Below are 12912 nucleotides of genomic sequence, written 5' to 3' on the forward strand. Positions count from 1 at the left end.
GACGCCGGCCGGCCGGCATGGGCAGAGCGACAGCAGTGACAGCAGTGACAGCAGTGACGAAAGGACCGTGCACACGGTGAAGGGCTTCCATGCGTGACATCAACGAGGACGCGGCGGCGAACGCCGGGCAGCGGGCGACCGCCGAGTCGATCGAAGGGGGTGGCGAAGGGCTCAGCGTGACCGACCTGCTGGCCATGGTCGCGAACACCGCCCCGGAGGCGCCGCCCGCCGCGGCCGTACGCGCCGCCCCGGCCGCGGACGAAGCTCCCGTCCCGGACGTCAACGGGCTGGCCGCGGCCATCGCCGGCGCGGCCGGGCGCTATCTGCCCGAGGGCCGGCTGTCGCCGGACGCCGACTTCTTCGACGCCGGCGGCAGTTCCGTGCACGCCGTGGAACTCGCGGCGGAGCTGGAGCGCGACCTGGGTGTGGAACTGGACCTGGACGACGTGTTCGCCGACGCCCGGCCGATCAGCCTGGCCCGCCGCTGGCTGGAGGCCGCCGGCCTCACGACCGACGCCACGCCCGGCTCGTTGCCTCACACCACGACCAGCCACATGCCCGCCGTCACGAGCGGCGCAACACCCGGTGCGGTGCCCGCCGTCACGCCCGCAGCGGTGCCCGGCGGCTCGCCGGTCGGGAGCGCCTCGGCGGCGAGCGGCGAGGGCGGCCGCCCGGCCCCCGGTGCACCGGCTCCCCCGGCCTTCGCGGCGGGCACCCGGCCCGTGCCGGCCCCGGGCGTGAACCCGGTCCCGGCCCCTTGGACCCCGCCGCCGGTCACCACGCTTGCGCTGCCGGAGTTCCCCCTCCACGACGACGGTCCGCACTCCCACGCCCGCCAGGAGGACCTGGACCAGATCCTGGCCGACCTGGCCCTCGCCGACCGGCTGCCGTTCACCCGCTCGCCCGAGCCGCTGCCGCCCCGCCGGATCCTGCTCACCGGTGCGACCGGCTTCCTCGGCGGGCATCTGCTGCTGGACCTGCTGCGGCACAGCGACGCGCACGTCCACTGCCTGGTGCGCGGGGCCGACGAGGCGGCGGCGACCGCCCGGCTCGGCGAGCAGCTGCGGAGCTACCGGCTCCCCTGGAACTCCGAGATCCGTCGCAGGATCACCGTCGTGCCCGGCGATCTGCGCCGGCCCCGTCTCGGCCTGTCCGACGACCTGTGGCACACCCTCGCCCAGGAACTGGACAGCATCGTGGGCGTCGCGGCCGCGGTGGACTTCCTGCGCGGCTATCAGTCCCTGCGCACCGGCAACGTCCTCGGCACCCTCACCCTCGCGGAACTCGCCGCCACCGGCCGGCCCAAGCCGTTGCACCACATCTCCTCGATCGCGGTGTTCAACGAGGTCGGCATCACCTCCATGGGCGAGGACGACCCCTTCGCCCACGTGGACCGGCTCATCGCCGGCTACGACCAGACCAAGTGGGCCGCCGAGGCCGCCCTGCGCCGGGCCCGCGACCACGGCCTGGTCGTCTCCGCCCTGCGCCCCGGCGGCATCGGCGGACACAGCAGGACCGGCGCCTACAACCCCCAGGACCTCAGCAGCGGCCTGATCTCGGCCTTCGGCCGCTTCCGCACCGTACCGGCGTTCCGCTACCTCAACGTGGCCCCGGTCGACTGGGTCAGCCGCGTCGCCGCCGCCGTCGTCTGCGAACCGGACGCCTGGGGCTTCGACTACAACCTCACCGGCGTCCCCAGCACCCTCGACGACGTCGTGCGGGACATGGCGTTCGGCGGCATGCACGTCCGGGTGCAGGACTGGGACGAATGGCGGACCGACACCCTGGCCCGTCTGGAGGCCGAGCCGGTCCCCGAACTCGGCTTCCTCTCGCGGGTGTTGCGGAGCCCGACCGCCCTGAAGCTGTGCGAGGCCACTCTCGGGGGCCCGGCCGCCGTCGCCGAACGCACCGACGCCCTGGTCGAGGCCCTCGGTCTGCCGCCCGCCGCGCGTTACGACGCCCAGGCCCAGCTGAGGACGTTCGAGAAGCTCGCGGGCGACGGCCTCGGCCGCCTGCCCGGCAAGGGCGACCAGCCGTACCTGTGGTTCAGCGAGACCACCGCGGGCAGCGTCCGGGCCCTGGACGGCGGCACGGACGACAGCCCCTGCTCGATGTCCCTCACCCTCTCCATCGCGAGCATGTACCAGCTCGTGAAGGAGCGCCGGGTGGACGTGACCGGCGAGGTCACCTGCCCGGCGGTCCACGCCCGGCCCCTCACCGTCGTCCACGGCGACGTCTGGGTCCGACCCGACGAGGGCATCCCGCGACACCACGGTCTCAAGCATCAACTCCTGCGCTATCGGCTCCAATTGCGGGACGAGGACGGTGAACTGTGGTGGCTGGAGGGCCGCAAGTACGCTCGCGCCCGCCGCGACCTCTGGCACCAGACCCGCGCGCTCACGGTCGAGGCGGGCCGCGAGGGCGAACCCGCGACCCTGGCCGGCGAGGTCGTCGTCCCGGCCGACTCCTACGTGCGTGACCAGATCGACGGCATCAAGGTCGCCCCGCACCTCACCGGCCAGGAGAAGCGCGCCGCCAAGCTGACCTGGCTCGCCTGGTTCGGCCTGGAGATGGGCCGCGGACTGCTCGGCCCCTTCGCCCGGGCCGCCGCGGACCTTCTCGACCTGCGCCGCACCCCGAACCTCACGGAGCAGCACCGATGATCTTCAGAACGACCCCCGCCGCCAGGCCGGCGCTCCGCAGGGTGCGGACCACCACCGCCCTGCGGCCCCTGCGCCACCGCCTCGACCCGGCCCGCGTCCAGGAGATCCCGTTCCGGGCGCCCGACGGCGTCCGCCTCGGCCTGACCCGCATCGACACCGGCGACACCGGCCGCCCCGCCGTGCTGCTGCTGCACGGTCACACCGCGTCCGCCGACATGTTCCTGCTGCCCGAGACCCGCAACCTCGTCGACTCGCTCCTCGACGACGGTTACGAGCCCTGGCTGCTCGACTGGCGCGGCAGCCGCCGCCTGCCCTACAACGAGACCGGGCAGCGGTACACCTACGACGACGTGGCGCTGTACGACATCCCGGCCGCCGTCTCCCGCGTCCGCGAAGCCGTCGGCGACCGCCCCCTGTTCGTCGTGGCGCACTGCATCGGCTCCCTCTGCCTCTCGCTGAGCATGACGGCCGGACTGGTGCCCGGACTGGCCGGAGTGGTGTCCCAGGGCGTCTTCCTCACCCCCAAGCTGGCGGGCCGGACCTCCCTGCGGATGTCCCTGGCAGGGGAGTTGCTGAAGACCCGGATCGACCACATCCCGGTCGACTTCCGCAAGGTCGGCCTGTGGTCCAGGTACACCCCCCTGTTCGCCCTCGCCTCGCGCGGGGCCGGCTGCCCGGACCCGACCTGCCAGATCCTGCACAACTCGGCCTGGGGGACGGGAGCTTCGCTGTTCGTCCACGAGAACCTGTCCGAGGCCACCCACGACCGGCTCGCCGAACTCCTCGGGCCCGCGCCGCTGTGGATCCTGCCCCACCTGCGCCGCATCGAGCTGGCCCGCAGCGTGGTCCGCTGGCACGAGACCGACCGGCGCTACCGCGCCCTGCCGCCGAACGCCCTCGACGCGGCCGGCCGCATCGACACGCCGGTCCTGCTGCTGGCGGGCAGCGAGAACGGACTGTGGCTGGACTCCCAGCAGCTCTGCCACGACGTCCTCGCCCACCGGCAGCCCCAGCTGGACGTCCGGTACACCGAGATTCCGGGCTACGGCCATCTCGACACCTTCCTCGGCCGGGGCGCCGCCCTCGACGTCTTCGGACACATCCTCGATTTCCTGGGCGGACAACGGTGACGGCACCCCCGGCAGCCGGTTACCGTACGCGTCAGTAACCAGGAACGCACCGCAGGAGGCACCATGCCGCAGCTCGAAGTCGCCGGCGCAGCACTGACGTACGACGACGAGGGCCCGCGCGACGGCGAGGGCGTACCCCTGGTCTTCGTGCACGGCTGGACGGCGAACAGGCACCGCTGGGACCACCAGGTGGCCCACTTCGCCCGGAAGCGCCGGGTGATCCGGTTCGACCTGCGGGGCCACGGCGAGAGCGGCGGCGCGGGCGTGAAGACGGTCGAGGAGCTGGCGGGGGACCTCCTCGCCCTCCTCGACCACCTGGAGATCGAACGGTTCGTGCTGGTCGGCCACTCGATGGGCGGGATGATCTCGCAGACGGTCGCGCTCTCCCACCCCGAGCGGGTGGAGCGCATGGTGCTGGTCAACTCCATCGGCCGGATGACCTACAGCCGGGGCAGGGGTCTGCTGATGGGCGTCTCCACGCTCGTCCCGTTCAAGCTGTTCGTCGCCGCCAACATCCAGCGCGCCTTCGCCCCCGGCTACCCCCGCGAGGAGATCCGCGCGTACGTCAAGGCCTCCGCGGACACCCCGCGTGAGGTCGTCATGACGCTGTACGGGGCCATGCGCGCCTTCGACGTCCTGGACCGGGTGGGGGAGATCCGTACCCCGACCCTGATGATCCACGGCTACCACGACATCCAGCTTCCGGTGAAGCAGATGCTGCGCATGGCCAAGGCCTATCCGGACGCCACCGTCCGCATCCTCGACGCGGGCCACGAACTGCCCGTCGAGAAGCCGGCCGAGCTGACGGCCGCGATCGACGCGTTCGTGGGCGTCCAACCCGTCCGGCCGTCCGAGTGATCGTCCGATCGCGTCGTCCGCGTCAGCCGAAGCTGTCCGGGTCCGCCGCCTTCCAGTCCGCCTCCCAGGACTGCGGCGGACCGGCGAGCAGCTCTCCCGGCGCCAGCCACTCGTACAGTTCCGCGTACGAGCGGAACGTGCCCGGTCCGGTCCGGCGGACCAGGTGGGAGGGCGTGACTCCGGCCGGCTCGCGGATGCCCATCGCCGCCATGATCCGCAGGGCGTCATGGACCGTCTCCTGCTGGTAGCGCCGGACCTGCCGGGCCTTGGCGGCCACGTCGAGGGCGCGGGCCCGCAGCGGATCCTGGGTCGCGACGCCGGACGGGCAGGTACCGGTGTGGCAGCGCAGGGCGCCGGCACAGCCGACGGCGCGCATCATCGCGCGCGCCGCGTTGGTGTAGTCGGCACCCTGCGCGAGACGGGTGACGACGTCCGAGCCGGTGGCCACTCGGCCGCTCGCCCCGATCCGGATCCGGTCCCGGAGCCCCACGCCGACCAGCGCGTTGTGCACGGTGACCAGTCCCTGGGTGAGAGGCATGCCGAGCTGACCGGCGGACCCCGCCGGCCCGGCGCCGGTGCCGCCCTCCGCCCCGTCCACCACCACGAAATCGGGTGTCAGCCCCTCCGCCACCATGGCCCTGCACACCGCGAGGAACTCCCGCCGCGACCCCACGCACAGCTTGAAACCGGTCGGCTTGCCGCCCGCGAGCCCACGCAGCCGGGCCAGGAACAGCACCAGTTCACGCGGCGTCGCGAACACGCGGTGGAAGGGCGGCGACACCACCGTCGCGCCCACCGCGACCTTCCGCTCCCGTGCGATCTCGGCCGTCACCTTCACCCCGGGCAGCACCGCGCCGCCGCCGGGGAACGCGCCCTGGGACAGCTTCAACGACACGCACCTCACCTCGGGCAGCGCCGCCTTGTCCGCGAACTCCCGTGCGTCGAAGCCGCCGTCGGCGCCGCGGCAGCCGAAATACCCCGTGCCGATCTCCCAGACGAGGTCGCCCCCGCCCCGCAGATGGTGCTCCGACAGCCCGCCCTCCCCGGTGTCGTGCGCGAAGCGCCCGAGCGCCGCTCCCCGGTTGAGGGCGAGGACCGCGCGTGAGGACAGCGCCCCGAAGCTCATCGCGGACACGTTCAGCAGCGCCATGTCGTAGGGCTGGGAGCAGTCCGGCCCGCCCACCCGTACCAGCGGCGGTTCCCCGGCCGGCTCGACCGGTCGCAGCGAGGGCACCAGATACTCGTCCACGTCTGTGTCGCCGGCGGGCGGCTCCCGCCGGCCGGTGCCCGAGGAAGGGCCGGGCACCCGTTCCACCGGGTACCGCAGCCGGCCGACCAGTGGGTGGTTGCGCAGGACGGGGCGGCGCCGCTGGAGCAGGTCCCGGGCGCCCAGGCCGGCCGCCGCCAGCAGCGGTCCGGCCGCGAGCCACCACCACGGCGACCGGGTGAGCGAGGCGGCCGCCACCCCCGCCGCGAGGACCCAGACGAGCAGCAGCGGCAGGAACCGGCGCACTCAGCCGTCGTCCTGGTCGGGCCCGCAGGAACTGCCGCTGGGCGGGAGCGAGCCATACAGCAGGAAGTCGTCGACCTTGCGGTGCACGCACTTGGACGACCCGTACCCGGTGTGGCCGTCGCCCTTGTTGTCGAGCACCACGGCCGGCGAACCGAGACGCGCCGCCGTCTCCTCGGTCCAGCGGTACGGCGTCGCCGGGTCGCCGCGCGTGCCGACCAGCAGCATCTTCGGGGCGCCCAGGTCCTTCACCTCGTCGCGGATGAACTCGGTCCCCCTGGGGCGGCCGTAGCACATCAGCACCTGGGTGAGGCGGTACCGGCCGAAGACCGGTGAGGCCTTGTCGTACGCGGCCCGCAGCCGCTTGAGGTCCGCCGTGATCTGCGCGACCGTGGGGCGGTCCGGGTCGTCGGCGCAGTTGATCGCCATCAGCGCGGCCGGCAGGTTGTCGAGGGGGACGTCCTCCTCGTCGACGAGCGCCCCGGGGGTCGGATCGACGCGGCCCGCGGTCCGCAGCGGGAAAGCGAAGCCGCCGGTCGCGAACCCCAGGACACCACTGGCGTCGCCGCTCTCGACGAGCTGGGCAAGCGCCCGCTCCAGCAGGGGCCACAGTTCCCGGCTGTACAGCCCCTGCCCGAGGGCACCGACGAGGTCCTGGCCGGAGAAGTCGTCGCCGAAGTCCGTCGGCACCGGGTCCTCGTCCAGCGAGCGCACGAGCCGGACGACCTGCTCGCGGGCCACCCGCGGATCCTGACCGAACGGGCAGGCTATGTCCTTCGCGCACCAGCCGACGAAGTCGTCCAGTGCCACCTGCTGCCCCCGGGCGCCCGCTATGCCCTGTTCCGTGAGCGGCTCGGTCAGCGTGTCCACGCCGTCGAGGACCAGTCGGCCCACCTTGTCCGGGAACTGGGCGGCGTACACCGCGCCGAGCCGGGTGCCGTACGAGAAACCCAGGTAGTTGAGCTTGTCGTCGCCCAGCGCCGCGCGCATCACGTCCAGGTCCCGGGCCGCGTCGACCGTGCCGATGTGCGGCAGGACCGGTCCGGAGTGCTCGGCGCAGTCGGCGGCGACCTGCTTCAGCCGGCCGAGGAGCGCCTGCGGGTCGGGGAGGGCCGAGTCGTCGTCCAGGGAGGCGAGACCGCTGTCCTCGCCGGCGCCGCAGCTGACGGGCGAGGAGCGGCCGACGCCCCGCGGATCGAAGGACACCACGTCGTAGCCGTCCGTGAGATCCATGAACTCCTTGCTGCTATGGGCGAGTTCGGGCACCCCAGGACCTCCGGGGCCGCCGAAGTTGAGGACCACCGAGCCCCGCTTGTCGCCCGTCGCCCGGTAACGGGCGAGTGCGAGGTGAAGCGTGCCGCTCTTGGGACGGCTGTAGTCGAGAGGGACGGTCAGCGCGGCGCACTGGAGGTCTTCGGGCATGCCGTCGCCCCGGCACGCGGACCAGGCGACCTTCTGGCCGTAGAACCGGGACAGGCCGGGACGGTCGCCTCCGTCGGCGCTGCGGTTCGCGGTCGCCGTCGGTATGCCCGCGCTCAGCAGGGTCAGCGCGGCGGTCGCGGCGAGCGCGCAGTGTCGCAGCCCGGGCCGCGTCGGCAGCTTGGCCAGCATCAGTGCCTCCAGGGACGCCCGCAGCGGTCCGGGAACGGCGCCCTCGCTCACGATAAGCGGCCTGCCGACGCCCCGCCTCCGGGCGGGGCCGGCCCCCGGACCGGCCCCGCCAGGACCGCTCACCGGCCGTGGCCCGGCACACCGCGGGGCGCCCCCGTGACGGGTTTGACACCAGTTCGACAAGAGCGCCGGGAGGGGGACCGCCAAAAGGGTGAAAGGACGTTCAGGCATAACCCGGACGGTTCGCCGGCGTTCTATCGGGTGCGGGCGAGTGCCCGCGACTTTTGTCTGGAAGGCAGGGACCCATGAGACGGGTTACCCGAACCGGTGTGATGGCCGTCGCCGCAGTCTCCGGCGCGATGGCTGTGACACTGCCCGCACACGCCGACTCCGCGGCGAACGGCCTTGCGGCCGGCTCGCCCGGAGTGATCTCCGGCAACGGCGTCCAGCTGCCGGTGCACCTCCCGGTGAACCTGTGCGGGAACACGGTGAACGTGGTGGGCGTGCTGAACCCCGCGGCGGGCAACGCCTGCGCCAACAAGGGCGGGGCCGCGTCCTCCGGGACGCACCAGGCGTCCTCCGGGAGCGGCGCCACCGGCACTTCCGGGACGCACCACGCGTCCTCCGGGAGCACCGCCACTTCCGGGACGCACCACGAGTCCTCCGGCGGCGCCATCGCGCAGGGCGCCGCTGAGGACTCGCCGGGCGTCGTCTCCGGCAACGGCGTCCAGCTGCCGGTCCAGCTCCCGGTGAACGTCAGCGGCAACAGCGTGAACGTCGTCGGCATCGGGGACCCGGCGTTCGGCAACGAGTCCGTCAACGCCTCCGGAGAGAAGCCCGAACAGCCCGGCGGGCCCGCGCAGCAGCCGCCGACCCGGCACGACCTGCCCTCGGAGCCCGAGTACCAGGACCCGGGGGCCGTTCCGCAGGAGCCCTCCCGGGCAACCCAGGTCCCGGTGCCCGAGGCCGGGGGCTCCCTCGCCCACACGGGGGCCGACGCCACCCTGCCCGCCCTCGCGGGCAGCGCGGCCCTGCTCCTCGGCGGAGCGGCCCTCCAGCGCCGGTTCCGCCCTCGCACGGAGCGCTGAGCCGCCCCACGCGAGGGACGGCACGCAGGCCCCGCGGCCACCTCGGGCCAGGCCCCGAGCCGGGGGCAGGGGCCTGCGGCGATCTGACGGGGCCCGCCGTGCCCACTCCGAACGGAATGCCGTCAGGTCAGGTGGACGGGCAGGGGGGCGGCGCCGACGGGAACGGTGGCGGCGGGCTCGGCCGTGAGCGGTCTGCCGCGGGGGATCCGCCGCGGCCCGGCCCCCGACGGCCGGGCTGATCACCGCCTCCGTCGACGGTCGGCCGCGCGTCGCCGGAAGGCCCTCACCGCGGCCCCCCGGGCGGCCGACCGCGGTGAGGGCCGGCGTGACGAGGGGCAGCGCCGCCCACGGCAGCGCCGCCGCGCCCGGCGGCTTCTGCACGACCCCTCCGGTCGGCGGGCCTGCGCCGATGCCCCCGTCGTACTGCCCGGAGTGCAACCGCGGCCGGCTGAGCGCGTGTCCGGCCGCGGTGCGGCCGTACGGCACGGGCGCGCTCCGCTCGGCGCCGCGCCGGTAATTCCGTTGTGGGGGCCGGGCCGGGGTGCTGGAGTGAGCGCATGGATCATGCCGCGGTACTCGCTTTGTACGACCGGGACATGCGCGAAGGCGCCCGCCCGGAGAGCTCGGACGCCCGTGTCGAACGGACCGGGAGCGTGGTCCGCCATGTCGGCGGCCAGGGCGGCTGGAGCGGTGTGCTCTGGTCGGACCTCGACTCCGCCGACGCCGACGCCGTGATCGCGGAACAGGTCGCCTACTTCACCGGCCTCGGCCACGAGTTCGAGTGGAAGCTGTACGGGCACGACCGTCCGGCCGACCTCGGCCGACGGCTCACGGCGGCCGGATTCACGGCCGACCCGGAGGAGACCCTGATGATCGGGGAGACCGGTGACCAACTGGTGGACGCCGAACCGCCCGAGGGTGTCCGGATCGTCCCCGTCACCGACCAGGCCGGTGTCGAACTCATGGTCGAGGCGAACGAGAAGGCCTTCGGCAGCGACGGCTCCTGGCTGCGGGATCTCCTGATCGCCCGGCTTTCCGCCGACCCGGACTCCCTCGTGGCCCTCCTTGCGATGGCCGACGACGTGCCGGTGAGCTCGGCCCGGATGGAACTCATACCGGGAACGAGGTTCGCGGGCCTGTGGGGCGGCGGCACCGTCGAGGGCTGGCGTGGCCGGGGCGTCTACCGCGCCCTGATCGCCCACCGCGCCCGTATCGCCGCCGACCGTGGCTACCGCTATCTCCAGGTCGACGCCTCGGACCAGAGCCGCCCGATTCTCGAACGCCTCGGCTTCGCACCCCTGAGCGCCACGACGCCCTACGTGTACGCGCGGTAGGGCCGACACGGGGAATGCGCCGGGGCCGACGAGCGCGAGCACGAGGCCGAAAACGCCGACGCCAGGCCCGGTGACCGCGACCACGCCAGGGCCGGCTCCGAGGCGCGGGGGACGCGCGGGGACGGGTTGCCTCGCGGGTCCACCGGGAAGGGCGGCACGGCATGAAGGCCGGGCCGGTCCGCACGGGCGGCCCGGCCCGGCCCTCGTCCGGGGTTCGAGTGGCCGCTACCGCTCGGGCGTGCTCCTGGCCGCCGTCATGGTGCACATCAGGCCCAGGATCAGGGCCAGCGCGCCGATGATGATGTTGTTGACCGCGACGCCGGCGTCCGGGCTGTCGCCGACGACCCAGGGTGCGACGATCATCCAGATGCCCGCCGCGCACATGGCCCAGCTCAGGCCGTACATGCGAGCGGGAGCCGCGGTGAATCCGAGGCCCAGCAGGCCGATCGCGATCCCGACGATCAGGTTGTGGGTGGCGAGCGCCGGCTGGCTCACGGTGTAGTGGAGGATCCACGGGGACACGGCGCAGTACAGACCGAGCAGGAACACCGGTCCGTCGACGAGCGCCACATCGCGACCGCCGAGCATGCGGGCGTACCGCGCCTGCATCTCGGGAACATCGGGATGCGTCGACATGTCACCTCTGGTGGGCGAGACGTTGGCCATGATCCGTCTCCTTCGACTCTTGGGCCCGACCGCTGAGGAGCGGTGTGCGGTAAGTGCCGCGCCCTCTCATTTTGCTCTTATTTCTCCTTTATGTGTAGAGGTGGGGCAGGCAAGTGCGAAATACCCATGGATGTCCGGTCGCCGAGGGGTTTGGCTGTCCGAGCCGCCTCCGCGAAACGTCTTCCGGCCGGGCATCCGAAGGCATACGCTCGAACGCAGCGTTTGTGCATCGAAAGCGCGTTCGCAGGTGACGGCGTCTGCGAAGGGGGCGGCTCAGCCGGCGTGCTGCCCGGGTTCCAGGAGGCCGCGCAGACGGCGCATGCCACGACGGGCGTGGCTCTTGACCGTGCCCAGGGGCCAGCCCGTGCGCTCGGCGATCTGCGTCTGAGTCAGGTCCTCGTAGAACGTCAGTCGCAGCACCCGCCGCTGCGGTGCCGGGAGCCGGGCGAGTTCGCCGCGGACCAGTACGCGCTCCAGGGCCTCCTCGGGCCGGTCGTGACCCGGGTCGCGCAGGGCGAGCCAGGACCCGGCCGAGGTCACGAGTTCCTGACGGCGGGTCCGGGCCGCCAGGGCGTCAGCGATCTTGCGTCGGGTGATGCCCACGATCCAGCCGCCGAGCGCGCCGCGCTCGGGCCGATAGCCCGCACGCCCGCTCCACACCCCGATGAACACCTGCTGCGTCACGTCCTCGGCCTCTCTGGCGTCGCCCAGGGAACGCCAGGCGAGCGAGTGCACCAGGGTGCGCCAACGGCGGTACACCGCGGCCAGGGACGCCTCGTCCCCCGACGCCAGGCCCCGGGCGAGTTCCTCGTCGGTGAGCGAGTCCTCGGTCGGTGCGGAACAGGACACGGCGGTCGGGTACGGGCTCATGACGAAGGCTCCTCGCGTCGGGAGGCCTGCGCCCAGGCCGTTCCGGAACGTCCTGCGGGGCGGGCCCCGGTGACGTCATCCTGCGATTCGCACCCGAGGCGCCTCAACACGCATCGGTTCTGCGTCGTATCGTCGTCCCATGAGCGCGTTCCCGAGCCCGGACGACACCGGCCTGACGACCGGGGCACTGGCCCGCCGACTGGGCGTGGCGCCCACCACCCTGCGTTCCTGGGACCGCCGCTACGGCATCGGGCCCGCCGTCCGCGCCGACGGACGGCACCGGCGCTGGCGGCCGGACGACGTGGCCGTGCTGGAGACGATGTGCCGGCTCACCGCGTCCGGTGTGCCACCCGCGGACGCGGCCCGCGCCGCGAAGGAAGGGCTGCTTCCGCCCGCCGCGGATCCGCCGTCCGCGGTCACCGCACGGGCCGGCGGGACCGGCGCCCTGACGTTCGTCGGCGGCGACGTCCGTCAGGAGTGCCGGGGGCTGGCGCGCGCCGCGGTACGGCTCGACGCGCCGGCTGTCGCGGAGCAGTTGGACACGGCCGTCGAACGGCACGGACTCACTGTGGCGTGGCAGGAGGTGATGGTGCCGACGCTGCACGCCGTGGGACGCAAGTGGGCCTCTTCCGGCGACCGGTACATCGAGGTGGAGCACCTGCTGTCCTGGCACGTCTCCACCGCCCTGCGCCGCGCCACCCGCCCGGCCGGCCCGGGAGACGCGGCGGGCGGCCCGGGGCCGGTGGTGCTGGCCTGCGTACCGGGCGAACAGCACAGTCTGCCGCTGGAGGCGCTGAACGCGGGGCTCGGCCGGCTCGGCGTCCCCACCCGGATGTTCGGGGCGGCGGTGCCGGTGGAGGCGCTGACCGCGATCGTGCAGCGGCTCGGCCCGGCCGCCGTGGTGCTGTGGGCCCAGGCGCGTTCCACCGCGAGCCTGCCCCTCGCCCGGCATGTCGCGGAGTCCCGCTGGGGCGTCACCGGAGCCCGCCGGGCCCCGGCCGTGCTGCTCGGCGGCCCCGGCTGGGCCGGTCGCCCCGCCCCGGGCCTGCCCCGCCCTACCGGCCTGGGCGACGCCCTGACGATGCTGGCCGGGCTGTACGGCACCTGACGAGGCGCGAGCCCCGCGGAGCCCGGCCGGGGCCGGGCGACCCGTATCCCTCCGGGCGACCCGTATCCCTCCGG

10 protein-coding genes are annotated in these 12912 nt (G+C 73.7%); 6 read left to right on the plus strand and 4 right to left on the minus strand.

The features are described from left to right. Window positions 1-89: 89 nt before the first annotated feature. From OHS71_RS37460 to OHS71_RS37470, 3 genes are all read left to right on the plus strand, one after another. Window positions 90-2663, plus strand: a complete 2574-nt coding sequence (locus tag OHS71_RS37460) for a thioester reductase domain-containing protein (protein ID WP_328483769.1) — start codon at window positions 90-92, stop codon at window positions 2661-2663. Further along, window positions 2660-3793 (plus strand): alpha/beta hydrolase, encoded by a 1134-nt coding sequence (locus OHS71_RS37465; protein ID WP_328483770.1) that lies wholly within the window; start codon window positions 2660-2662, stop codon window positions 3791-3793. The genes OHS71_RS37460 and OHS71_RS37465 overlap by 4 nt, the downstream gene beginning before the upstream one ends. Before the next feature lie 63 nt (window positions 3794-3856). After that, window positions 3857-4651 (plus strand): alpha/beta fold hydrolase, encoded by a 795-nt coding sequence (locus OHS71_RS37470; protein WP_328483771.1) that lies wholly within the window; start codon window positions 3857-3859, stop codon window positions 4649-4651. 22 nt (window positions 4652-4673) lie between these two features. Here OHS71_RS37470 and OHS71_RS37475 read toward each other — a convergent pair whose 3' ends face one another. After that, a complete protein-coding gene (locus OHS71_RS37475) occupies window positions 4674-6164 on the minus strand; it encodes an FMN-binding glutamate synthase family protein (protein ID WP_328483772.1) in 1491 nt (496 codons plus the stop codon). Beyond that, window positions 6165-7772 (minus strand): alpha/beta hydrolase, encoded by a 1608-nt coding sequence (locus tag OHS71_RS37480; protein WP_328484769.1) that lies wholly within the window; start codon window positions 7770-7772, stop codon window positions 6165-6167. A 305-nt stretch (window positions 7773-8077) separates the two neighbouring features. Here OHS71_RS37480 and OHS71_RS37485 point away from each other — a divergent pair, with 305 nt between their 5' ends. Both OHS71_RS37485 and OHS71_RS37490 read left to right on the plus strand, forming a co-directional pair. Further along, window positions 8078-8860, plus strand: coding sequence for a chaplin (locus OHS71_RS37485; RefSeq protein WP_328483773.1), 783 nt, complete (start codon window positions 8078-8080; stop codon window positions 8858-8860). A 557-nt stretch (window positions 8861-9417) separates the two neighbouring features. Then, on the plus strand, window positions 9418-10194 hold the full coding sequence (locus OHS71_RS37490) for a GNAT family N-acetyltransferase (RefSeq protein WP_328483774.1): 777 nt from the start codon (window positions 9418-9420) through the stop codon (window positions 10192-10194). A gap of 225 nt (window positions 10195-10419) precedes the next feature. On the opposite strand, the gene OHS71_RS37495 is transcribed toward OHS71_RS37490, so the two are convergent. Both OHS71_RS37495 and OHS71_RS37500 read right to left on the minus strand, forming a co-directional pair. Further along, window positions 10420-10860, minus strand: a complete 441-nt coding sequence (locus OHS71_RS37495; RefSeq protein WP_328483775.1) for an SPW repeat protein — start codon at window positions 10858-10860, stop codon at window positions 10420-10422. Between the two features lie 273 nt (window positions 10861-11133). Then, window positions 11134-11730, minus strand: coding sequence for a sigma-70 family RNA polymerase sigma factor (locus OHS71_RS37500; RefSeq protein ID WP_328483776.1), 597 nt, complete (start codon window positions 11728-11730; stop codon window positions 11134-11136). A 139-nt stretch (window positions 11731-11869) separates the two neighbouring features. On the opposite strand from OHS71_RS37500, the gene OHS71_RS37505 reads away from it, so the two are divergent. Further along, window positions 11870-12838 (plus strand): MerR family transcriptional regulator, encoded by a 969-nt coding sequence (locus tag OHS71_RS37505; protein ID WP_328483777.1) that lies wholly within the window; start codon window positions 11870-11872, stop codon window positions 12836-12838. Window positions 12839-12912: the final 74 nt, after the last annotated feature.

Origin of the sequence: Streptomyces sp. NBC_00377, assembly GCF_036075115.1 — a bacterium.
In the GTDB taxonomy this organism is placed as follows: domain Bacteria; phylum Actinomycetota; class Actinomycetes; order Streptomycetales; family Streptomycetaceae; genus Streptomyces.